The sequence below is a fragment of the Streptomyces misionensis genome (genome assembly GCF_007896895.1).
Taxonomy (GTDB): domain Bacteria; phylum Actinomycetota; class Actinomycetes; order Streptomycetales; family Streptomycetaceae; genus Streptomyces; species Streptomyces misionensis_A.
In genome coordinates this window covers 127,919-150,586 of the sequence record NZ_VOGW01000087.1, presented here as the reverse complement: position 1 = coordinate 150,586, position 22,668 = coordinate 127,919, and the positions used below count along the sequence as shown (strand labels likewise).

At 73.3% G+C, this 22,668-nt stretch carries 16 protein-coding genes and 2 pseudogenes; 17 read left to right on the top strand and 1 reads right to left on the bottom strand.

The window, feature by feature from the left end:
• The first annotated feature begins 99 nt into the window (after nt 1-99).
• The 17 genes and pseudogenes from FRZ03_RS15480 (at nt 100) to FRZ03_RS15405 (ending at nt 21,861) form a co-directional block, all read left to right on the top strand.
• Nucleotides 100-492: an effector-associated constant component EACC1 gene (locus FRZ03_RS15480; RefSeq protein WP_146465729.1), complete on the top strand. Its 393-nt coding sequence runs from the start codon at nt 100-102 to the stop codon at nt 490-492.
• 3 nt (nt 493-495) lie between these two features.
• Nucleotides 496-5,109 carry a caspase, EACC1-associated type gene (locus FRZ03_RS15475; RefSeq protein ID WP_146465728.1) on the top strand — a complete coding sequence of 1,538 codons (4,614 nt, stop codon included), beginning with the start codon at nt 496-498 and terminating at the stop codon, nt 5,107-5,109.
• A 351-nt stretch (nt 5,110-5,460) separates the two neighbouring features.
• Nucleotides 5,461-5,862 (top strand): annotated as a pseudogene (locus tag FRZ03_RS41205) (serine hydrolase); the annotation flags it as partial.
• A gap of 148 nt (nt 5,863-6,010) precedes the next feature.
• Entirely contained in the window at nt 6,011-6,391 is a 381-nt protein-coding gene (locus tag FRZ03_RS41200; protein WP_398660445.1) for a serine hydrolase, read from the top strand.
• 327 nt (nt 6,392-6,718) lie between these two features.
• The gene (locus FRZ03_RS15465) at nt 6,719-7,759 is read left to right on the top strand and encodes a tetratricopeptide repeat protein (protein ID WP_146465726.1); all 1,041 of its coding nucleotides are present in this window, start codon (nt 6,719-6,721) and stop codon (nt 7,757-7,759) included.
• Complete coding sequence (locus FRZ03_RS15460; RefSeq protein ID WP_146465725.1) at nt 7,756-8,775, top strand: polyprenyl synthetase family protein; 1,020 nt, start codon at nt 7,756-7,758, stop codon at nt 8,773-8,775. Before FRZ03_RS15465 ends, FRZ03_RS15460 begins: the two co-directional genes overlap by 4 nt.
• Before the next feature lie 144 nt (nt 8,776-8,919).
• A pseudogene (locus tag FRZ03_RS15455) lies at nt 8,920-9,116 on the top strand (IS5/IS1182 family transposase); the annotation flags it as partial.
• A gap of 21 nt (nt 9,117-9,137) precedes the next feature.
• Nucleotides 9,138-9,365: a hypothetical protein gene (locus FRZ03_RS15450; protein ID WP_146465724.1), complete on the top strand. Its 228-nt coding sequence runs from the start codon at nt 9,138-9,140 to the stop codon at nt 9,363-9,365.
• 299 nt (nt 9,366-9,664) lie between these two features.
• The gene (locus tag FRZ03_RS15445) at nt 9,665-10,726 is read left to right on the top strand and encodes a LacI family DNA-binding transcriptional regulator (protein ID WP_146465723.1); all 1,062 of its coding nucleotides are present in this window, start codon (nt 9,665-9,667) and stop codon (nt 10,724-10,726) included.
• A 125-nt stretch (nt 10,727-10,851) separates the two neighbouring features.
• A complete protein-coding gene (araB, locus tag FRZ03_RS15440; RefSeq protein WP_146465722.1) occupies nt 10,852-12,525 on the top strand; it encodes a ribulokinase in 1,674 nt (557 codons plus the stop codon).
• A gap of 89 nt (nt 12,526-12,614) precedes the next feature.
• On the top strand, nt 12,615-13,319 hold the full coding sequence (locus FRZ03_RS15435; protein ID WP_146465721.1) for an L-ribulose-5-phosphate 4-epimerase: 705 nt from the start codon (nt 12,615-12,617) through the stop codon (nt 13,317-13,319).
• A 14-nt stretch (nt 13,320-13,333) separates the two neighbouring features.
• Nucleotides 13,334-14,839: an L-arabinose isomerase gene (gene araA / locus FRZ03_RS15430; protein ID WP_146465720.1), complete on the top strand. Its 1,506-nt coding sequence runs from the start codon at nt 13,334-13,336 to the stop codon at nt 14,837-14,839.
• A gap of 684 nt (nt 14,840-15,523) precedes the next feature.
• Nucleotides 15,524-16,726, top strand: a complete 1,203-nt coding sequence (locus FRZ03_RS15425; RefSeq protein ID WP_146465719.1) for a substrate-binding domain-containing protein — start codon at nt 15,524-15,526, stop codon at nt 16,724-16,726.
• Complete coding sequence (locus tag FRZ03_RS15420) at nt 16,726-18,279, top strand: sugar ABC transporter ATP-binding protein (protein WP_146465718.1); 1,554 nt, start codon at nt 16,726-16,728, stop codon at nt 18,277-18,279. Before FRZ03_RS15425 ends, FRZ03_RS15420 begins: the two co-directional genes overlap by 1 nt.
• Complete coding sequence (locus FRZ03_RS15415; protein ID WP_146465717.1) at nt 18,276-19,292, top strand: ABC transporter permease; 1,017 nt, start codon at nt 18,276-18,278, stop codon at nt 19,290-19,292. The genes FRZ03_RS15420 and FRZ03_RS15415 overlap by 4 nt, the downstream gene beginning before the upstream one ends.
• 219 nt (nt 19,293-19,511) lie before the next feature.
• Nucleotides 19,512-21,083: an alpha-L-arabinofuranosidase B gene (locus FRZ03_RS15410; protein ID WP_261399087.1), complete on the top strand. Its 1,572-nt coding sequence runs from the start codon at nt 19,512-19,514 to the stop codon at nt 21,081-21,083.
• 217 nt (nt 21,084-21,300) lie between these two features.
• The gene (locus tag FRZ03_RS15405; RefSeq protein ID WP_146465716.1) at nt 21,301-21,861 is read left to right on the top strand and encodes a hypothetical protein; all 561 of its coding nucleotides are present in this window, start codon (nt 21,301-21,303) and stop codon (nt 21,859-21,861) included.
• A gap of 106 nt (nt 21,862-21,967) precedes the next feature.
• Here FRZ03_RS15405 and FRZ03_RS15400 read toward each other — a convergent pair.
• A partial coding sequence (locus FRZ03_RS15400; protein ID WP_146465827.1) for a B3/B4 domain-containing protein occupies nt 21,968-22,668 on the bottom strand: 701 nt, incomplete at its 5' end.

The following is a 22,668-nucleotide window of genomic DNA, read 5'->3' as shown; positions in this document are numbered from 1 at the left end:
CCCCTCTCAATGCGTGGTCGCCCATGACACGATGACGGTCGCGGGGGCGCACGGTGCTGCCCTCGCCATGGGGTGCCTGTTGAGTGGCCCGGAGGGCAAGTGGACGTCAAGGTCGCGGTCGACAGCGGGCGAGCCGCCGACGAACTGCGCTCCCTGCGCGAGTGGTTGGTCGCCGAACCGTCCTTGCGGGGCCGGGTGCGGCTGGAGGCGGCACCGCCCGCCCGGGGGACGCTCGGCTCGGCGCTGGAAACCCTTTCCGTCGCGCTCGGACCCGGTGGTGTCGCCACGGCGTTGGCGAGTGTGCTGATCACCTGGATCCGTCGCCGCTCGGGGGGCGTCACGCTCACGGTGCGGCGCAGCGACGGGGCGTCGTTCGAGCTGAAGGCCCCGGCCGTACGTGAGTTGACGCCGCAGGACGTGACCGAGCTAACCCGTCGGCTGTCGGAATCGCTCGACGGGCCGGGAACCCACGACTCCGCGCAGGAGCGCTGAGGCATGGCGGTTCGCCCCACCGCGCTCGCCTCGCCCGGCTCGCGGGCCCTGGTGGTGGGTTCGGGCCGGCATGTCCCCGGGTCCGCGCTCCCCGATGTGCCCGCCGTCGCGCGGACCGTCCAGGACCTGTCCCGGCTCCTGACCGAACGATGCGGCCTGGCTCCCGAGAACCTGTGGGGCGGCGGGCCGCTGCTCCATCCCCGCGACCCGATCGTGCTCGGCGACGCGCTGACCGAGGTGGCGGAGCAGGCCACCGACGTCCTGCTGTTCTACTACGTGGGCCATGGCCTGGTCAGTCCCGGCAACGAGCTGTACCTGGCCACGCAGGCCACGGACGACCTGGTCGGCGGGCTGGCGTTCAAGGGCCTGCCGTACCAGGCGGTGCGGGAGGCGCTGAGCGGCTGCCGGGCGCGGTCCGTGATCGTGGTGCTGGACTGCTGCTTCGCCGGCCGGGCCCACGGTGCGCTCGGAACGGCGGCGGCCCACGCCTTCGAACTCGCGTCGTTCGGCGGGACGTACGTCCTGGCGTCGTCGTCGGCCGACGAGCAGTCGCTCGCCCCGGAGGGTGATCAGTACACGGCGTTCACCGGCGCGCTCATCGAGCTGTTGCGCGACGGCGATCCCGCGGGCTTGCCGCAGCTGACGACCGAGGACGTCTACCGCCGCCTGTGCCGGGTCCTGCCGAAGCGCGGTCTGCCCGCACCGCACCGGCACCTCAGCGACCGGGCGGGGGACCTGGTCCTCGCGCCCAACCCGGCGGCCGTCGCCACCTCGGCAACGGCGGACAGCGGCCCGTCCGAGGCGGACGAGCGGGACGCACAGGCCCCGGCCCCCTGCCCGTACCCGGGCCTGCACCCGTTCACCGCCGAGGACTCGCGGTATTTCTTCGGGCGGGAGCGACTCGTCGCGGAGCTGCTGCGGACGATGTCGGAGTCGTCGGACGCCGGGGGACCGATCGCTGTCGTCGGGCCGTCCGGAGTGGGCAAGTCCTCGCTGCTGCACGCCGGGCTGCTGCCCGCGGTGCAGCAGGGCAGGCTGCGCGTCCCCGGGTCGCAGACCTGGCCGCGCCTGTCCGTCACGCCCGGTGCGCAGCCGCTTGCCTCCCTCGCCCGGCGACTCGCCCCGAGTGCGGAGCTGTCCCCGGACGCATGCGCCGCGCGGCTGCGTGAAGAACCGCAGTTCCTGCCCGAGTTGGTGCGGAGCGCGCTGCGCGCCGCGACCGGCGGCGAGGACGTGCCCGGCGGGCGGTTGCTGGTCCTCGTCGACCAGTTCGAGGAGCTGTTCACCCTCTGCCCGGACGAGGAGGAGCGACGCGCCTTCGTCAACGCGCTGTGCGCCGCCTGTCGTTCGGCCGACGCCTCCACGTCACCGCCCGCCATGGTGATCATCGGTGTCCGCGCCGACTTCTACGGACGGTGTCTGACGTATCCGGAACTCGCGACGGCCTTGCGCCAACGCCAGCTGCCCGTCGTCCCGATGACCCCCGACGAGCTGCGCGACGCCATCGAGAAACCCGCCGAGGCCTGCGGACTGCGGCTGGAACCGGGGCTGTCGGACACCGTCCTGCGCGACGTCGGGTCCCGGCCGGAAACCGGTGACGCCACCGCCTTCGGCGCCGGCTCCCTGCCCCTGCTGTCCTACGCGCTGCAACGGACCTGGGCGGTCTGCGGCGGGCGCACCCTCACCCTCGCCGGCTACGCCGCCACCGGCGGAGTGTGGAACGCCGTCACCAAACAGGCGGACACCGTCTACGAGGCTCTGTCCTCGGACGCACGCCGCGCGGCGCGCACCCTCCTGCTGCGCATGGTGCACGTCGGCAGGGGCACCGAGGACACCCGCCGCCGCATCTCGCTCGCCGAGCTGCTGGCCAGCCGGCCGTCCGAGGAGGCCGCCGCTCTCGTCTCCGCGCGCGACGCACTGGCGCGGGCGCGCCTGATCACGCTCGACGGCGACACCGCGGAGATCGCCCACGAGGCGCTGCTGCGGGTCTGGCCCCGGCTGCGCCGTTGGATCGACGAGGACCGCACCGGGCTGCTCGTGCACCAGCAGCTCGCCGACGCGGCGGACGACTGGCAGGCCGCCGGCCGCGACCGGGCACTGCTGTACGCCGGGACGCGGCTGGCCACCGCCCGCCAGTGGTTCGCCGCCCCGCAGCACGAGGTGGCGCTCACCCCGCGCGAACGCCGCTTCCTTGCCGCGAGCCTCGCCGCGCACCGGCGCCGCAGGTGGGGCCTCGCCGGGATCGCCATGCTGGTGGTGGCCGCGCTGCTGGGCGGACTGGTCGCGGTCACGCAGTACCGCTCGGCCGCCCACCGGCAGAACCTCATCACGTCCCGCCAGCTGGCACAGCTCGCGGACCAGCTCCGCGACGGTGATCCGGGCACCGCCCGGCAGCTCGCCCTGGCGGCGTACGGACTCGCCCCCACGAAAGAGGCCCGCAGCAGTCTGCTGGCCTCCTACGTCAAGCGCTATCCCATCGCCCTTCGCGGCCACACGGACCGGGTGTTCAACACGGTGTTCCGTCGCGACGGCCGCCTGCTGGCCACCTCCGACAAGGACCGGACGATCCGGCTGTGGGACGTCGCCGATCCCGACCGGCCCGCCGCGCGCGGGGTGCTGCACACGGACGGCACCGCGGCCATCGCCTTCAGCCCGGACGGAAGCCTGCTCGTCGCCCGCACGTGGCGGTCCTTCTCCGTGTGGGACGTGCGGAACCCCGGTCATCCCGTCGTGCGCGCCGTGCGTGGCAGCCCCGCCGACACGGACGCCGTGCCCGGCGTGGCGTTCAGCGCCGACGGCCGCACGGTCGCCGCCTCCGGTGCGACCGGCACCGTCCGGCTGTGGGACGTGCGGGATCCGGCACACCCCCTGGACACCCCGTTGGCGGTCGGCAGGAACGAGGTCACCGCGGTCGCGTTCAGCCCCGACGGCACGGTGCTCGCCACCGCGAACGGTGCGGCGAAGCGGGGCCGGAACTCGGCCGCCGTCCGGCTGTGGCGGGTCACCGCTGCCCACAAGCCCGAGCTGCTGGCGGTGCGCGCCGCCGACTCGGCGTTGAGCCTGGCCTTCAGCCGGCGGGGCGAGCTGCTCGCCGCCGGTGGCGTCCGGGGCTCGATCGCGGTGTGGGACGTGCACGATCCTGCCCATCCGGCGACCAGGAACGTCGAAACCTTCACCGGGAACAACAACTCGGTCGCCATGTCGCTGAGTTTCGCCGCGGACGGTTCCGGATTCGTGGCGGCGAACTCGACGGGCCCCGTGGACTACTGGGAGATCACCGGTCCCGGTTCCGACGGCCGGATCGACCTGTTCAGCAGTCTGCCGGGCACCGTGCCGGTGTACGCGGTCGCCACCGCACCGGACGGCGGCGTCATCGCGAGCGGCGGCGACAAGGGCACGGTCAGCCTGTGGTCGAAAGCGGTGGCGCAGCCGCTGCCGGGCATCATCGACAGCCCCGGGTCCGGCGTGCCCGGCAAGGCGTTCAGCGAGGACAGCCGTCTGCTCGCGGTCAGCGCCGACTACGACTCCGCGGCCTCCGGGAAGACGGCTGCCATCTGGCAGACCTCCGACCCCTACCGTCCCACTCTCGCCGCCACCCTGCCGCGGCCGTGGACACGGGCGGCTTTCCTCCCGCACCGGCGGTTGCTGGTGAGCCAGGTGCAGGACGCCTCGTCCCTGGCGCTGTGGGACCTGACCACGGCGCGGCACCCCGTGCACCTGTCGACTTTCCGGGCCGAAGGCGGGGTGACCGTGACCGGCGACGGGCGCACCCTCGTGGCCGGGAACGCCGCGGACTCCCAGGCCACGGTCTGGGACATCACCGACCCCCGCCGACCGAGCCGTTCGGCCACCATCCCGCTGCACGCCACGCACAAGAACTCCGAGGTCGATCTCCTGTTCCTGGACCCGACCACCCTGCTGACATACGACGACGACGGCGCCCGGCTGTGGGATCTGCACGACGTGCACCGGCCGTCCCGGGCCGGGACCTTCCTCTCGCGGTCCGGCGAGGACGTCGCCGGCGTGGCATTCGACCCGCGCACCCGCGTGCTCGCCCTGTGGTCCTTCGAGGGGCCGCTGCGGCTGGTACGGATCGCCGACATCGGGCGGCCCGGGAAACCCGTCCAGATCGACGGCCAGACGAACAGCGCGGCGTTCCTCGACGACACGACGCTCGCGGTCGCCACCAAGAACGACAAGAGCGTCTCCCTGTGGGACGTCAGCGATCCGGCACGGCCGCGGAAAGCCAGCGTGCTGCCGTCCCAGAACCGCGTCTCGGACCTGATCGTCAGCCCCGACGGCCGTTTGGCCGCGGCCCACGCCGACATCGTGAACGAGGTCCAGCTCTGGGACGTCGGCGACAAGCACGACCCGAACGACCTGGGGACGCTCGCGGGGGTCTCCGCGATGGACGTCCAATTCAGCCCGGACGGCCGCACGTTGGCGATGACCCAGTCCCTGCTGCCGGGGAACCGGCTCGGAATCCTGCTCATGAGCGACCGGGCCGACGAGGTCTACGACCGTATGTGCTCGACGAACCACCAGGTGATCAGCAAGCGGCAGTGGGAGAAGACCGTCGGGAGGATCGCCCCCTACCGACGCCCTTGTGCCGGCTGACCGGGCCGCTCGCGCGAAACGCCGGGTCGGGCCGCTGCCGCAGGACGGGTCCGCCGCGCCGGCTGCGCGCCCCGTTCGGCCAATGCGTCGAGGAGGGCGTTCCGGTCGATGAAATGGCTCCAAGAGCTCCGTGGCTGACACCCGCCTGGCGTGTCCTGCATACGGCGGCCTCGGCGTCCCTGGCGTTCGCCGAGCGGGACCCCGCACGACCAGGTCTGCGGCCGCACGCGGTTTTCGTCGCTCCGGCCTGGCTGCGGCGGTCTTCCGCCCGACGGCCCGTCACGCCGACAGCGGACACGCTCATGGTGAACACCTCTGCCCTGGGCGGTCGCCGGCTACCACTGTGAGCGGATGATCGAAGAGACGATCGACGAGGTGTTCGCGGCCGGCGGTTGCCGGGGGAGTCTGAGCGCGCTGGAGATCGACGGGCCGGGGCGGCTGTCGGTGGCCGGGGGAGTGTCCGCGGTGGCGGCCTCCACGTTCAAGATCGCCGTCGGGCTGGAGTTCTTCTGCCAGGCGGCGGAGGGGGAACTGGATCCCGCCGAGCGAGTGGTTGTGTCGCCGGCCGAGGCGACGCTGGGCGGCCAGGGTCTGTGCATCACCGAGGACCCGGTGGAGATCTCCCTGCGGGACGTCGCCCGGCTGATGCTGACCATCAGCGACAACACCGCGACCGATGTGCTGATTCGCCGGGTCGGCATCGAACGGGTCAGGGCGCGCCTCGCCGGGCTCGGCTTCACCGGCTTCCACCTGCCGGGCACGATCCAGCACGAGTTCGACACCGCCGCCCGCGGCGCCGGGTTCCCCGGCTGGGCCGCGATGGCGGGCCTGCCTGATCCGGGACGCCGCAACGCCGGAGGAGGGCGAGGCGATCTGGCAGCGGGTGCTGGCATCGCCGGGGATGCGGCCGGGACGGATCAGCAGTGCGACCGCCGACGACCTGGCCGCCCTGCTCCGCGCGGTCTGGCGGGACGAGGCCGGTCCCGCCGAGGCGTGCTCCGATCTCCGCCGGACGATGGGACAGCAGCGGCTCACCCGGAAGATCGCCACCGGCTTCGGGCCGGAAGCACTGGTCGTGTCCAAGTCGGGGACCGTGCCCGGTGGCGTCAGCAACGACGCCGGCGTGGTGGCCTTCCCCGACGGGCGGCGGTACGCGATCGCCGTCCTCACCCGGTCGCTGACGCCCGGGGCACCCACTCGCGATGAACTCCTCGGCACCGCGGCCCGGGTGGCCCTGGACCACCTGCGCGCGGACCGCGAGTACCGGGGCGTCGCGCCATAGTTCGCCGACGGCGCGAGGCCGCCCGTCCGAACGCCACCGGCGGCGGCCGACGCCACCGCCGCCGAAGGGCCGTGCCGCCGGACCGGGAGCCGCGCGGCAAGCGGTCCCGCCGAGCGCCCGAGTGGCGTGCCCGCGGCGTCGTCCACGCGGCGCCGGATCGGCGGCACGAAACCTTCACATCGTGATCCACATCGCGCGGGCAACCCCCTTCGCCGTACCCGCGTCTTGATCCACAACAGACCGACACGCTCCGGTCCTCACGGGCCGGGGCGCACTGACGACACCCTATACACGGCGTGTATAGACGTCGCGTATAGAAAGGCACACATGTACGGCAAGGCTTTCGCGCCCGAGTACCAGGGCGCCCTGACCACCCTCTCCGTGAACTCCTCGCTGACGGATGTGCTGGCGGAAGGCATCGAGAAGCTGCGCGAGGCCGAACGGTCGGGACGCCCGGCCGAAGCCGCCCGCTGCGGGCTCGCGGTCGCCGAGGCGTACCGGCGGCTCGGCAGGGTGCGGGAGGCGGACCAGGCCTGGAAGGCGAGCTACCGCACCGCTCGGGAGGCCGGCGACGCGGCGGCGATGGCGTGGGCGCTGTGGAGCGGCGGCACCCTCGCCCGGCAGCGCGGGGCGTTCCCGCTGGCCTGGCGGCTGCTCGGACTCGCGGCCGAACTCGGCGAGCGGGCAGGCGACGTCGTCTGCCGGGGCTACTCGCTGGCCGGGCTCGCGGAGACCGGCCGCATCCAGGGCGACTACGCGGCGGTCGGCCGGCTGCACGAGCAGCTGCTGGCCGAGGCCCGCAGGCGCGGCGAGGCCCGGCACACCGTCTGGGCGCTGGAGGGCATCGCCCAGATGCACCGCAACACCGGGGACTACGACCGGGCGTACGCACTGTTCGAAGAGGCGGCGGAGATAGCCGAGCGCGCCGAGGACCGGCGCGGGCATGCCTGGGCGCTGCGCGGCCTCGCGGACATCCTCTCGGTGCGCGACAAGGACACCGACCGGGCACTGGAGCTGCTGTCGCGGGCGGAGGCCGGCTGCCGTGCGATGAACCTGTCCAGCGCGCTGGCCTACAACCACAAGATGCGCGGCAACGTCCTGTACCGGGCCGGACGCCACGAGGAGGCGCGGCAGATGTACGAGCTGGCGCTCTCGGAGTTCCGCGCGATGAACGAGCCGCGCGGCGAGGCGCTCGCCCGGCTGGGCCTCGCCAAGTCGCTGGCGCGGCTCGGCCGGGGCCGCGACGAGACGGCGGCCGAACTCGCCGCGCTGGCACGGTCGTTGGAAGGTAGCGGCCTCAAGCACGTGCAACGCCTTGTGGCCCGCGCCCGGGAGGAGTTCGGGCTCGACGCGGAGGTCGTACGGTGACCGCGCTCCAGGCTCCGCCCGCCGCGCCGGAAATCCTCGCCCACTGCGCGGGGTTGGTGCGGCCGGCCCTGCGCGAGGCGGTGGATCGGCTGCATCCGTGGCTGGGCGAGATGGCCGCGTACTCCTTCGGCTGGTGCGAGGTGGGCGGCGCGCCCGCCGCCGCACCGGGCGGCAAAGGCGTACGGCAGGCACTGGCGGTGCTCGGCGCGCGGGCGGCGGGTGCCGACGGGCGGGCCGGAATCCCGGCGGCGGTCGCGGTGGAACTGGTGCACACCTTCTCGCTGCTGCACGACGACGTCATGGACGGCGACGCGACCCGGCGCCGCCGCCCGGCCGTCTGGAAGGCATACGGCACGGGCCCGGCGGTGCTGGCCGGCGACGCCCTGTTCGCGCTGGCGGTGGAGACCCTCGCCGCCGTGCCGCAGGGCGCCGGTGCCGTACGGCTGCTGTCGGCGGCCCTCGCCGACCTGGTGCGCGGGCAGGCCGACGACCTGCTGTTCACCGGCCGGCCGTGCACCGGCCCGGACAGGGTGACGGCCGAGGAGTACCGGGCGATGGCGGAGGCCAAGACCGGCGCCCTGCTGGGCTGCGCCGCCGCCCTGGGCGCCGTGCTCGGCGGCGCGGACGAGGACACGACCAGCGCGCTGGACCGGGCCGGACGGCACCTCGGCATCGCCTTCCAGCTGATCGACGACGTGCTCGGCATCTGGGGCGACCCCGCCGTCACGGGCAAGCCCGCGGGCGGTGATCTGCGGGAGCGCAAGAAGACCTACCCGGTGCTGGCCGCCCTGGACTCCCCGGCGGGCCGCGCCCTGCCCGAACTGCTGGACTCGCCGGGGCGTGCGGAGGAGGCCGCCGAGCTGATCGAGGCGGCCGGCGGCCGGACAGCGGCGCTGACCGAGGCCCGCGGCCACACGGCCACCGCCCGTGCCCTCCTGACGCGGGCCCCGCTGGCCGCCGGGGCCGCGGGGGATCTGCTCACGGTGCTGGACTTCCTGGTCGGCCGCGAGCTGTGACCCACCGGCACATCGCATGGATGTGCCGGGGCTTCGCGGCCCGCGCACCGGGGCAGCGCGGGCCGTCGTGATCAGGGCGCGGTGCGGCTGACGGACGGCGCGGAGAGGGCATTCGAGCTGGTTGAGCGACTGACCAACACGATCCGCCTCGCAGCCGGCGGCCGCTGCCGCCCCTGGCCTTCCAACGCACCGCCGGACAGGCCGGTGACGCGCCCGCGTTCACGGACGTGATGGCGCGTCTGCGTGTTCCGCGCCGATGTGGACGGCCACGGACCAGGCCGGATCTGGTCCTGGCGGACAAGGCTCATTCCTCACGCGCGATCCGCGAGCACTTGCGCAGAATCTGAGACCGGCCGCCCCGGATGAGGTCTGCCGTCTTCGCCTTCGCCGAGGGCGGTGACGCCTACGGCTCGTTCCTCCGTGCGCTGCGCGCCCTCGTCAGGATCGGCACGGTCTCTCCGCGGGCGCGGGCGGCCCTGCGTGCCGTGCGGGGAGCCGACCGGCGGCTCTCGGCGTACCGGGACCACCGGGCCTTCCTGGGGGACGAGGCGGTCCGGTCGGCGATCGACGACGTCCTCGCGCTGCCCTGACGACCGGTCGGCGGACGGTGCCGAGCGCGTCGTGCTCGACCAGGCCAGGTCGATGCCGAGACGACGACACCGGGCAGCCGCTGGTCGCCCCGGTAGGGCAGGACGGCATGCGGCGACGTCCTTTCGGTCGCGAGGACGGGGCCTTCGGACAGCATCGCGGCCGGGCACCGGCCGGTGCCCGGCAGGTGCCCGACGGGCCGCGGTGCAGGCCGAGTTGAGGCGCAGTCGTGCGGCTTCACGTCCCTTGACGCCCCCACCTGTGAGCGCTAACAATGATGCTCATCACGGATCGGAGCCTCATGTCGCAGACCGTTGGCCGCACCGGCCCCCGCAGGGCACCCACCATGGCGGACGTCGCGCAACTCGCGGGCGTGTCGCACCAGACGGTGTCGCGGGTGCTGAGCAACCATCCCAATGTGCGCGAGTCGACCCGGGCGGACGTGCTCAGGGCGATCGGGCAGCTGGGATACCGGCGGAACTCCTCGGCCCGGGCGCTGGTCACCCGGCGCACGCTCACCCTGGGTGTGGTGGCCTGCAATCCGACGCTCTTCGGCCCGTCCAGTACGCTCTTCGGTCTGGAGGAGGCCGCCCGGGACGAGGGGTACATGGTCTCGGCGGTCACCTTGCGCCGCTACTCGGCCGCCGCCCTCAGGGAGGCGATCGACCACCTCAGTGACTGGGGGGTGGAGGGCATCGTGGTGATCGTGCCGCACCGCGAGGCGGTCACCGCGCTGGCCGAACTGCGGCTGCCCTTCCCCGTGGTGACCGTGGAGGGCGGGCACAACCTGCCGATACCGGTGGTCTCGGTGGACCAGTGGCTCGGGGCGCGGATGGCGACGAGCCATCTGCTGGCCGCCGGCCACCGCACGGTCTGGCACGTCGCGGGGCCACCGAGCTGGCTGGAGGCGGAGGCGCGGGCCAAGGGCTGGCGTTCGGTGCTGGAGGAGGCCGGGGCCGTCGTACCGCCGCCGATCCAGGGCGACTGGACCCCGCTGTCGGGCTACCGGGCCGGGCAGGAGCTGGCCGGCCGGGTGACCGCGGGAGCGGCGGGCCGCGGTTCTCCCGAGGTGACCGCCGTCTTCGTCGCCAACGACCAGATGGCGCTGGGGGTGTTGCGTGCCCTGCGCGAGGCCGGCCTGTCGGTTCCCGGCCAGGTGGCCATAGCGGGGTTCGACGACATCCCCGAGGCCGAGTTCTTCACCCCGCCGCTCACCACCGTCCGGCAGGACTTCGCCGCGCTCGGCAAGGCGAGCATCCGGCTGCTGGTCAGCCGGCTGGAGTCGGGCACCACCCAGGGCGACGACGAGCGCGTGGTGATCGAGCCGCGGTTGATCGTCCGCCGCAGCAGCACCCCTTCCTGACGGCGCTCCACGACCCTTCGACACGAAGCCGACCGCCCGGTGGACGCACCGCACCCGCGGGGCGGAGAGCGGGCGTCCGGCGCGGCGCGGTGACCCGCCCGCGCCGGCCACGACTGGAGGAGACCTTGACCACCGATCCCCCCGCGGTCACCCTCGGCATCGACTTCGGCACGCTCTCCGGGCGGGCCCTGGTCGTGGCCGTCGAGGACGGCGCCGAACTGGGCAGCGCGGTGCACGAGTACGCCCACGGCGTCGTCGACCGGGAGTTGCCCTGCGGAGTGCCGCTGCCCCCCGATTGGGCGCTTCAGATCCCCCAGGACTGGCGCGACGTGCTGCGTCTCGCCGTACCGCGGGCGCTCGCGGACGCCGGAGTGACCCCCGAGCAGGTCGTCGGCGTCGCCACCGACTTCACCGCCTGCACGGTGCTTCCCACCACCTGGGACGGCACCCCGCTGTGCGAGCTGGCGGGGTACGAGCGCCGTCCCCACGCGTACCCCAAGCTGTGGCGCCACCACGCCGCCCAGCCCGAGGCCGACCTCATCGTCGAGCGTGCGCAGCGGACCGGGCAGCCGTGGCTGGCCCGCTACGGCGGCAGGATCTCCAGCGAGTGGCAGTACGCCAAGGCGCTGCAGATGCTGCGCGAGGACCCGGACGCCTACGCCGCCGCCGACCGCTGGATCGAGGCGGCCGACTGGATCGTGTGGCAGCTGACCGGAGCCGAGAGCCGCAACCCGTGCACCGCCGGCTACAAGGGCGTCCGCCAGGACGGCCGCTATCCGGACGAGGCGTTCCTGGCCGGGCTGCACCCCGGCTTCACCGGCTTCACCGCCAAGCTGGAACACCCGCTGACCCCGCTCGGCGCTCCCGCCGGCAGGCTCACCGCCCGGGCCGCCGAACTCACCGGACTGCGCGAGGGCACGGTCGTGGCCGCGGGGAACGTGGACGCGCACGTCACCAGTGCCGCCGCCCAGGCCCTCGACCCGGGCCGGATGCTCGCCATCATGGGCACCTCCACCTGCCACATCCTCAACTCCGACGTCCTCGCCGAGGTCCCGGGCATGTGCGGGGTGGTGCGGGACGGGGTGGTGCCGGGGCTGTGGGGGTACGAGGCCGGGCAGAGCGGCGTCGGCGACATTCTGGCCTGGGCCGTGCGCAGCGCCGTGCCCGAGGAGTACGCGGTCGAGGCCCGCCGGCGGGGGATCGGCGTGCACGAGCTGCTGACCGAGCGCGCTGCGGCGCAACCGGTGGGCGGGCACGGTCTGCTGGCACTGGACTGGCACAGCGGCAACCGCTCGGTGCTGGTCGACCACCACCTGTCCGGGCTGATCCTGGGCCTGACCCTCGACACCCGGCCCGAGGACGTCTACCGGGCCCTGGTCGAGGCCACGGCCTTCGGCACCCGCACCATCGTCGACGCGTTCGAGGCGGCGGGCGTCCCGGTGACCGACTTCACGGCGGCCGGCGGGCTGCTGAGGAACCGCTTCCTCATGCAGGTCTACAGCGACGTGCTCAACCGCCCCGTCCATGTGCTCGCCTCGGCGCAGGGGCCGGCCCTGGGCGCGGCGATCCATGCCGCCGTCGCCGCCGGCGCCTACCCCGACATCCGCACCGCCTCCGCCGCGATGGGCCGCCGCCAGGAGAACGCCTACACCCCGGACCCGGCCCGGGCCGCCGCCTACGACCGCCTCCACGCCGAATACCGCGCGCTGCACGACCACTTCGGGCGCGGCGGCAACGACGTGATGCACCGGCTGCGCGCGCTGCGCTCGGCCGCCCTGTCCTCCGCACCGAAAATGTGAGCGCTCACAGTGCCGAGGGTGAGCGCTTACCCACCATCCTTCGCCCCTCCCGCTCCTGCCTTCCCGAGAACGCCGAGGTCGCCATGGTCATGAACGCAGAGCCGCTTCCCCCGGGCGCCGCCACCGCGGTCGCCGCGCTGCGCGAGGAGCTCACCGAGCTCCATCAGGAGCTGGTCCGCTACAACCTGGTGGTGTGGACCGGCGGCAACGTGTCCGGTCGCGTACCGGAGCAGGACCTGTTCGTCATCAAGCCCAGCGGCGTCCCGTACGAGCGCCTGACCCCGCAGTCCATGGTCGTCTGCGACCTGGAGGGGCGAGTCGTCGACGGCGGGGGACTCCAGCCGTCCTCCGACACCGCCGCGCACGCCTACGTCTACCGGCACATGCCGGAGGTCGGCGGCGTCGTCCACACCCACTCCACCTACGCCTGCGCGTGGGCGGCCCGCGGCGAACCGGTGCCCTGCGTGCTGACCGCCATGGCCGACGAGTTCGGCGCCGAGATCCCGGTCGGCCCCTTCGCGATGATCGGCGACGACTCGATCGGCCGCGGCATCGTGGAGACCCTGACCGGGCACCGCTCACCCGCCGTACTGATGCGCAACCACGGGCCGTTCACCATCGGCCCGAACCCGCGCGCCGCCGTGAAGGCCGCCGTGATGTGCGAGGACGTCGCCCGCAGCGTGCACATCTCCCACCAGCTCGGCCGGCCGCTGCCGATCGACCCCCGAGCCGTCGACCGGCTCCACGACCGCTACCGCCACGTCTACGGCCAACCCGGCACGTCCGCGCAGTGAGGAGCCAGCAGACCATGACACCGCCCGCCGCCCCCGAGGTCTGGTTCGTCACCGGCAGCCAGGGGCTCTACGGGGAGGACACCCTCCGCCAGGTCGCCGAGCAGTCCCGGTCCGTCAGCGACGGGCTCGCCGCCGTACCCGGTGCCCCCGTCCGCGTCGTCTGGAAGCCGGTGCTCACCGACTCCGCGGCCATCCTCTCCCTCGTCATGGAGGCTAACGCCGAACCGGCCTGCGTCGGCCTCATCGCCTGGATGCACACGTTCTCGCCGGCCAAGATGTGGATCTCCGGCCTGGACATGCTCCGCAAGCCGCTGCTCCATCTGCACACCCAGGCCGGCGCCGAACTCCCGTGGGCCACCATCGACATGGACTTCATGAACCTCAACCAGGCCGCCCACGGGGACCGGGAGTTCGGGTACGTCCAGACGCGGCTGGGAGTGGCCCGCAAGACCGTCGCGGGCCACGTCCGCGACCCGGCGACCGCCCCCCGCGTCCACGCCTGGATGCGCGCCGCCCTCGGATACGACGCGCTGCGCCGGCTGCGGCTGGCCCGGTTCGGCGACAACATGCGCGACGTCGCCGTCACCGAGGGCGACAAGGTCGAGGCACAGCTGAGGTTCGGCGTCTCGGTCAACACCTACGGCGTCGCCGACCTGGTCGACGCCGTCGACTCGGTGGCGGACGCCGCCGTCGCCGCCTTGGTCGCGGAGTACGCCGACGCCTACCGGATGGCCCCCGAACTGGCCGACGGCGGCGGGCGGCACGACGCCCTGCGGTACGCCGCCCGCATCGAACTGGGCCTGCGCGCCTTCCTCACCGACGGCGGCTTCGGGGCCTTCACCACCAACTTCGAGGACCTGGGCGGCCTTCGGCAGCTGCCCGGCATCGCGGTGCAGCGGCTGATGGCCGACGGGTACGGGTTCGGTGCCGAGGGGGACTGGAAGACCTCCGCGCTGCTGGCGGCCCTCAAGACGGCCGGTACCGGCCGCCCCGGGGGCACCTCGTTCATGGAGGACTACACCTACCACCTGGTCCCCGGCGAGCAGCTCGTCCTCGGCGCCCACATGCTGGAGGTGTGCCCCAGCATCGCCGCGGGCCGGCCCAGTTGCGAGATCCACCCCCTCGGCATCGGCGGGCGCGAGGACCCCGTCCGGCTCGTCTTCGACGCCGAGCCCGGCCCGGCCGCGGTGGTCGGCCTGGTCGACGTCGGCGACCGGTTCCGGCTGGTGGCCAACCGGATCGACGTCGTCCCGCCGCCGCAACCGCTGCCCCGCCTCCCGGTGGCGAGGGCCGTCTGGCGCCCGGTGCCCGACTTCGGGACCGCGACCGAGGCCTGGCTGACCGCGGGCGGCCCGCACCACACCGTGCTGACCTCGGCGGTGGGCACGGAGGAACTGGCCGACCTCGCGGACATGCTCCGCACGGAGCTGCTGCTCATAGACGAGACCACCGACATGCGGCAGTTCGTCAAGGAGATCCGCTGGAACCAGGCGTACCACCGGCTCGCCGGCGGCCTGTGAGTTGGTGCCGGCGCCCTTGCCCGCAGGCCGACGCCCGGCCCACGGCCACCCGGGGCGCGTAGCTGTCACGGGTCAACTTCCCGGCAGAGTAAGGGTCCTACCGGTTCGGCGTGGACACGTGGGGCGATTCCGACGGGACGCCGGCCGCACCGCCCGGGTGCCGAACCGCGGTCCGGCACCCGCACCCGGCCTCCGTCCGGGCATGCCGCGTCCGGGCGCTGGTGACGGGCGCGGGAGGGCTCCGCAGGCTGCTCCCGGCGCCGACCATTGCCGCCCGTGCATCGGGCTGACGCCCACTCAATTCGGCTGTGTCGTCGGTGAGTCGACGCTGGCCGGGCGGGGTCGAGCGGCGGTGTTTTTCTTCGGTGCAACACCTTGACGCCGCATCGGTGAGCGCTAACAATCTCTGGCAAGCAAGGGAGCACGGACAGGGCCCGCGATGCCGATGACGGCGTCCGCGGACGGTGCGCGGGGGGTCCCCCTCCCGCCCCGGCCGTGGCCGCGCGGCGTGTGGGGAAAGACCCGTCCGGCCCGGCCTGCGGCCGGAAAGGGCGTGCTCCGGTGGTGCCCGTATGTCGGCGGCAGGTTCTGGCGGCCGGGGCGGGGGCTGGCACGGGGATGTTCCGGTCGGCCGAATGTGAGCGCTAACAGGCCGCGAGGCCTCTTCTGCAGAGGATGTCGAACATGCGTGGTGTGCGGTCCGCCCGTCGGTCGGGCACGAAACGGGGCGCGGGCCTGGCGACCCGGCCGGTGCGCCGGGGAGTCGTCGGGGTCGCCGCCGTGGCGTTGCTGGCGATCGGAGGATGCAGCAAGAACGGCGCCGGGGACGGCTCCTCCTCGGGATCGGGGGCGGGCGCCGGGTCGAGCGACTCGGCCTCCTCGGCCGGGGCGACGATCAAGGGCGACATCACGTTCAACGACGCGAAACTCGCCGAGCTCGACGCCGCCCTGAAGTCCGCCCTCGCCGGCAAGGACCTGTCGAAGCAGGACCTGGCGATGGTGGTGAACGTCGCGACGGACTACTGGAACGCCGGCAAGGTCGGGTTCGACAAGGGGCTGTCCTCGCTCGGCGTCAAGGGCACGTACCAGGCACCGGCCAACGGGCGGCTGGACCAGCAGCTGTCGATCATCCAGACGCTCCGGGGTCAGGGGATCACCGGCCTGAGCGTGTCCGCGATCGACCCGACCGCCATCAAGGCGCCGATCAGCTCGGCGAACAAGGCCGGCATCCCGGTACTCGCGATCGACTCGCCGCTGCCCAAGGAGGACGGCGCCGCCCTCTACCTGGGCACGCCCAACTACCAGGCCGGGCAGAAGGCCGGCGAGGCGATGAAGCAGGCACTCGGCGGCAAGGGCCAAGTGGTCGTCCTGGTCGGCTCGTTGACCACCTCCAACGCCGTGGAACGGATCGCCGGCTTCGAGGACGCCCTCAAGGGGTCCGGCGTGAAGGTGGTGCAGAAGCTGAGCGACGGGATGGACGCCTCCAAGGCCCTGTCCAACGCGCAGACCGCCATCCAGACCAACCCGAACGTCAACGGGCTGTACGGCGTGTACTCCTACGACGGCCCGTCCGCCGGACAGGCGGTGAAGGCGGCCGGGAAGACCGGCAAGGTGAAGATCATCTCCGACGACAGCGACCCGCAGACGCTCAAGTTCATCCAGTCCGGCGTCATCCAGGCGACCGTGCTGCAGCAGCCGTACCAGCAGGGCTACACCGGCGCGTACCTGCTGGCCGCGCTGAAGGTGCTGGGCAAGGACGCCACGATGAAGATCGTCCAGCCCTACCTGGAGTCGGACGGGACGACGCTCAGCTCCGGGGTGGGCCTGGTGACGCAGGCCAACCTGGCGGACTACCAGGCCAAGCTGAAGCAGCTGGGCATCGACTGATGGCCGCCGGCAGCGAGACCGCCGCCTCCCTGCGCGAGGTCACCAAGGTGTACGGGCCGGTGAAGGTGCTGGACATCCCCCGGCTGGACCTGGCACGCGGACAGATCGTCGCCGTCGTGGGGGAGAACGGGGCCGGCAAGTCCACGCTGATGGGCGTGCTGTCCGGCACCGTCACCCCCAGCACCGGGACCATCGAAGTGGCCGGCCGGCCGCTGGCCCCGGGCCGCCCCGACCACGCCCGCGAACTCGGGGTGGCGCTGGTCGCCCAGGAGTTCCCGCTCGTGGGCCGGCTGAGCGTGGCGGAGAACCTGCTGCTCGGCCGCCGCCCCGCGCAGGCGGCCGGCGGACCGCTCGGCCGGATCGTCGTCGACCGCTCAGCGACCCGGGCCGAGGCCCGGGCGCTGCTCGCCGACGTCGGCATCGAGCAGGTGGACGTGGACCGGCCGGTGGAGCGATACCCGGTGCCGGTACGGCAGATGATCGAGATCGCCAAGGCGTGGGGCCACCACCCGGTGGTCCTCATCCTCGACGAGCCCACCTCCTCACTCGGCCCGGTCGAGGCCGAGCGGGTTTTGGACCTGGCCCGGCGGCACGCCGCCGCCGGGGGAGCGGTGCTGTTCATCGGCCACCGCCTGGACGAGGTACGCGCCATCGCCGACCGCATCGTCGTGCTGCGCGGCGGCCGGCTGGTGGCCGACCTCACCCCGGACGAGGCGACCGAGGAGCGGATGATCCGGGAGATGGTCGGCAGCGAACTCGCCCGCGCCGACCTCGCACCGCCCTCCTCCGCCGAGCGCTCCCGAGTCCTCTCCGTGCGCGGCCTGACAGCGGACGGCCTGGGCCCGGTCGACCTCGACGTGCGGGCCGGTGAGATCGTGGGCGTCGCCGGGCTGATGGGCTCCGGCCGCAGCCGGTTGCTGCACACCGTCATGGGTGCCCAGCCGCGGACCGCGGGCGAGGTCGTCCTGGACGGGGCGGACTTCCGGCCCGGCCACCCGGCCGACGCCGTCGCGGCCGGCGTCGGCCTGGTCCCCGAGGACCGCAAGGTGCAGTCGCTGCTGCCGGCCCACTCGGTGCGGTGGAACGTCACCCTGGCCACGCTGCGCCGGATCAGCCGGCGCGGGGTGCTGCGGCCGCGCAGGGACAAGGAGCACGCGGCGCGCATCATCGAGGACCTGGGAGTGCGGCTGCACAGCCAGGAGCAGCCGATCTCCGACCTGTCCGGCGGCAACCAGCAGAAGGCGGTCTTCGGGCGGTGGCTGGCCGCGCGGCCCAAGCTGCTGCTGCTCGACGAGCCCACCCGCGGGGTGGACGTGGGCGCCAAGGCGGAGATCTACGCGCTGATCGACGAGGCCGCACAGGACGGTCTCGCCGTCCTCGTCGCCTCCTCGGAACTGGAGGAACTGCTGTGGATCTGCCACCGGATCGTGGTGATGGCCCACGGCAGGATCGTCGCCGACCTGCCGCGCGACCGGTTCGGCAAGGAAGTGATCATGACGGCGGCGGCCGGGACACAGCCCGCCGCGGCCACCCACGGGAAGGCAAGCGCATGAACACCAGTACGGCCGCGGCGCCGGCCGCGGCGGTGGCCGACGACAAGAGGCGCCGGCCGCTCGTCCGGCTGCTGCTGGAGACACCCGAGGTCGGGGTGGTGGCCGCCTGCGTCGTCGTGTTCGTCGCGCTGGCGCTGGACAAGTCGTCCTTCGCCGGCGCGGTCAACCTCCAGGGCATGGGCTTCGACCTGGCGCAGTACGGGCTGATCGCGATCGGCGAGTCGCTGGTGATCCTCACCGGCGGGATCGACCTGTCCGTGGGCGCGCTGCTGGGCACCAGCGTCATCCTGATGTCCTGGTTCAACGTCCGGGCCGGGTTCCCCCCGGTGGTGGCGATCCTGCTGACGCTGCTGATCGCCGGCGCCGTCGGCCTGATCCACGGACTCGCCGTCACCCGGCTGAAGATGGCCCCGTTCGTGGTGACCCTGGTGACCTACACCGTCGCCCAGGGCGTCACCCTGGCCATCACCTCCGGCACGTCGATCACCGGCATCGGCGGCACCTTCAGCGATCTGGGCCAGATGTACGTGGCGCAGGTGCCGCTTCCGCTCATCCTGTTCGTGGTCGTCGCGGTGATCGCCTGGTTCTTCCTGGAACGCACCTACGCCGGCCGACAGGTCTACGCCGTCGGCGGCAACCCGGAGGCGGCCCGGCTGGCCGGCATCCGCGGCGACCGTCGCATCGTGTCGATGTACGTCACCAGCTCCCTGCTGTCGGCGTTCGCGGGGATCCTCGTGCTCGGCCGGATGGGGGTCGGCTCCGCCAGCGGTGTCGGCGTCGGCTGGGAGCTGTCCGCGATCGCCGCCGCGGTGATCGGCGGCGTCAGCCTGGTCGGCGGCCAGGGCCGGATCATCGGCATCGTCGCGGGCACCATCCTGCTCGAACTCATCAACAACGGCCTGACGACCCTTCAGATCAACCCCAACTACACGAACATCGTGCTGGGTTGCGTGCTCGGACTGGCCATCACCGCCGACCGCCTGCGCGCCCGCAGCATCGCCCGCCGCGGCTGAACCGCCGCCCCGGACCCCGCTCCGGGGCGGCACCGCCGCCGGCAGCCCACGCCCGCACGCCCGGCCGTACCGCACCCGGCGGCATCCGGCACGCGCGCGACCGCTCCTCCCTCACCCCCAGAACGTGCCGTCCGGAGGCCCCCGACAGCCGCCGGACCGGCACCCCGTGCCCGGGCACCGGCCCGGGGCCCCACATCCCCCCTCCGAAGGAGGACACCCGTGTCCGCACCCTTACCCGCACCGTCGCGCCTGCTGCGCAGGCTCGGAAAATGGGCGCTGTCCGCCGGCGCCGCCGCGGCGCTCGTCGCCGGCGTCCTCGTCGGCGGCGCCCAGACCTCGCAAGCCGCCGGAACGCTGCCCTGCGACCTCTACGCCTCCGGCGGCACCCCCTGCGTGGCCGCCCACAGCACCACCCGCGCCCTGTACTCCTCGTACAACGGCGCGCTCTACCAGGTCCGGCGCGCCTCCGACAACGCCACCAAGGACATCGGAGTGCTGAGCGCCGGCGGATACGCCAACGCCGCGGCGCAGGACTCCTTCTGCTCGGGCACCACCTGCGTCATCACCGTCATCTACGACCAGTCCGGCAAGGGCAACAACCTCACCCAGGCCCCCGGCGGCGGCGCGGCCGGCGGCCCGGACAACCTCGCCAACGCCACCGCGGCCCCGACCACGGTCGCCGGCCACGAGGCGTACGGCGTCTTCGTGGCCCCCGGCACGGGCTACCGCAACGACCACACCTCCGGGATCGCCACCGGTGACCAGGCCGAGGGGATGTACGCCGTCCTGGACGGCACCCACTACAACGGCGGCTGCTGCTTCGACTACGGCAACGCCGAGACCAGCAACAACGACACCGGCAACGGTCACATGGAGGCCATCTACTTCGGCAACATCAAGGTCTGGGGCTACGGCTCGGGCAACGGGCCGTGGATCATGGCGGACCTGGAGAACGGCCTGTTCTCCGGCGTCAACGCCGGTTACAACGCCAACGACCCCAGCGTCAGCAACAGGTATCAGACCGCCATCGTCAAGGGCGGGCCGAACCAGTGGGCCATCCGGGGCGGCAACGCGGCGTCCGGAGGCCTGTCGACCTACTACAGCGGCGCACGCCCCAACGTCTCGGGCTACAACCCCATGCACAAGGAGGGGGCGATCATCCTGGGCATCGGCGGCGACAACAGCAAGGGTTCGGCGGGCACGTTCTACGAGGGCGTGATGACCTCGGGCTACCCCTCCGACGCCACCGAGAACGCCGTACAGGCCAACATCACCTCGGTCGGCTACGGCAACGGCTCCTCCACCGGTTCCGGTTCGCTCACCCCCGGCTCGAAGATCTCGCTGCGGGCCACCACCTCGTGCTGCACCACCGACTACGTCCAGCACAACGCGGCGGACAGCAACGTGGTGATCGCCCCGGTCACCTCCTCCAGCTCCGCCACCGACCGGGGCGACGCGACCTGGGTGGTGCGGGCGGGCCTGGCCAACAGCTCCTGCGTCTCCTTCGAGTCCGCCAACGACTCGGGCCAGTACCTGCGCCACTCCAACTTCAAGCTCCAGCTCAACGCCAACGACGGCACCTCGCAGTTCGCGCAGGACGCCACCTTCTGCCCGCAGACCGGGCACAACGGGCAGGGCTACTCGTTCCAGTCCGTCAACTACACCAGCAAGTACCTGCGCCACTACAACTACACCGTCTACCTCGCGAGCAACGGCGGCTCCAACGCCTGGGACAGCGCCACGTCCTGGAGCGACGACACCAGCTGGGTGGTCGGCTCGCCCTGGGCCTGACCAGCACCGCCTGACCTCCGCGGTACGGGTGCCGCCCGCTGCTGGGCGGCACCCGTACCGTCTGCGGACAGCTCCGGTGGCCGAGCGGCGTCACACCCCCCAGACCGCACCGGCGAGGACGCCCGCCGCACGGCGCGCTTGATCACGCCGTGCGGGGTACCCGAGTGTGGCCGGCCCCAGTACCGCTCGCCGGACCCGGCACACCCAGGAGGCTCGCATGAACGCTCCGTCACCCTCGGACACGTCCGCACGCGGCGCGCACGCTCGCGCGGCCGACTCGAAGCTGCTCGGCATCTATCTCAACGACCACCTGGCCGGCGCCACCGCGGGCGTGCTGCGGGCCGGTCACCTGGCGCGGGCCAGCAGCGGTACCGCGCTCGGCCGGGACGTCGGTCCTGTGGCCAGGGAGATCGCGCAGGACCGGGCGGCACTGCTGGGCATCATGCGGGACCTGGGCGTCCCCGTCCGCCGCTACAAGGTCTGCGCGGGCTGGGCGGGTGAGCGGCTCGGGCGGCTGAAGAGCAACGGCCGCCTGATCCGGCGCTCGCCGCTCAGCACCGTGCTGGAGCTGGAGGCGCTGCGCATGGCGGTGGAGGGCAAGGCGGCCGGATGGCAGACCCTGCGCCGGCTCGGCGCCGTCGACCGGCGCCTCGATGCGGCACAGCTCGACACGCTGCTGGAGCGGGCCCGGCGCCAGCAGCGCACGCTGGAGGACTGGCGCATCCGCGAGGCCGAGGCGGTCTTCGGCGCCACGAGGAAGCAGGCGAGCGGGGAGTAGCGCGCAAGGAAGACCGCGGGCGCCCGGCCGGCGAGCAGGACGACGCGCCGCGGCGCCGGCCTCCGGCGCCGGTCGGGGCGCACCGCGGAGCGCGGGGGAGCGGGGGTCAGACGGTGGTCTCGGGCGTCTCGCGGGTGAGGTAGTGCACCTCGGTCCGGTCGGTGTGCGGGGCGAGGAGGTCCTGGAGCCGGTCGGCGGCGGCCCTGAGGAGGTGCCCGTCGCGGGCGGCGTGCAGGGTTTCGAGGACGAAGGCGACGTGGGTGGAGTCTTCGGTGACGCGGGTGCGGTGGGCGTCGCGGTGGTTCCAGTGGCGGGTTAGTACGCCGGTCGCGTCGGTATAGACGATTTCTCCGGCCTCGGGGTGTTCGGTGGTACCGGGTTCGCCGAGCGGGACGAAGGTCTCGCTGCCGTCGGCGTGGCGGATCTCGACGTCGCCGGTGACGTGGTCGAGGTCGAAGGCGCCGGCGGGCAGGCCGTGGTGGACGGAGACGGCGTTGTAGGAGTCGACGGCCGGGTTGATCCGGGGCAGGGTGCCCTTCTTGGCGAGGCGGCGCCCGAGGGCGTCGACGCTGGGCCGGACACGGCGGGGGTTGGTGCCGAAGGAGCGGTAGGCGGTGTGCCACGCCTCGATGCGCGGATCGCTCTCGTCGGCGGGCTGCCAGGCGCCGTCGGCGAGCTGCCGCTCCAGGTCCTGGAGGGCGGCGGTGGTGGCGGGCCAGGGCTCGCGGCCGCGCAGCCCGGTGGCGGTGACGACCGCGATGAGGGTGTCGGGGAAGGACTCGGCGACGGCGGGGCCGAGGCGGAAGG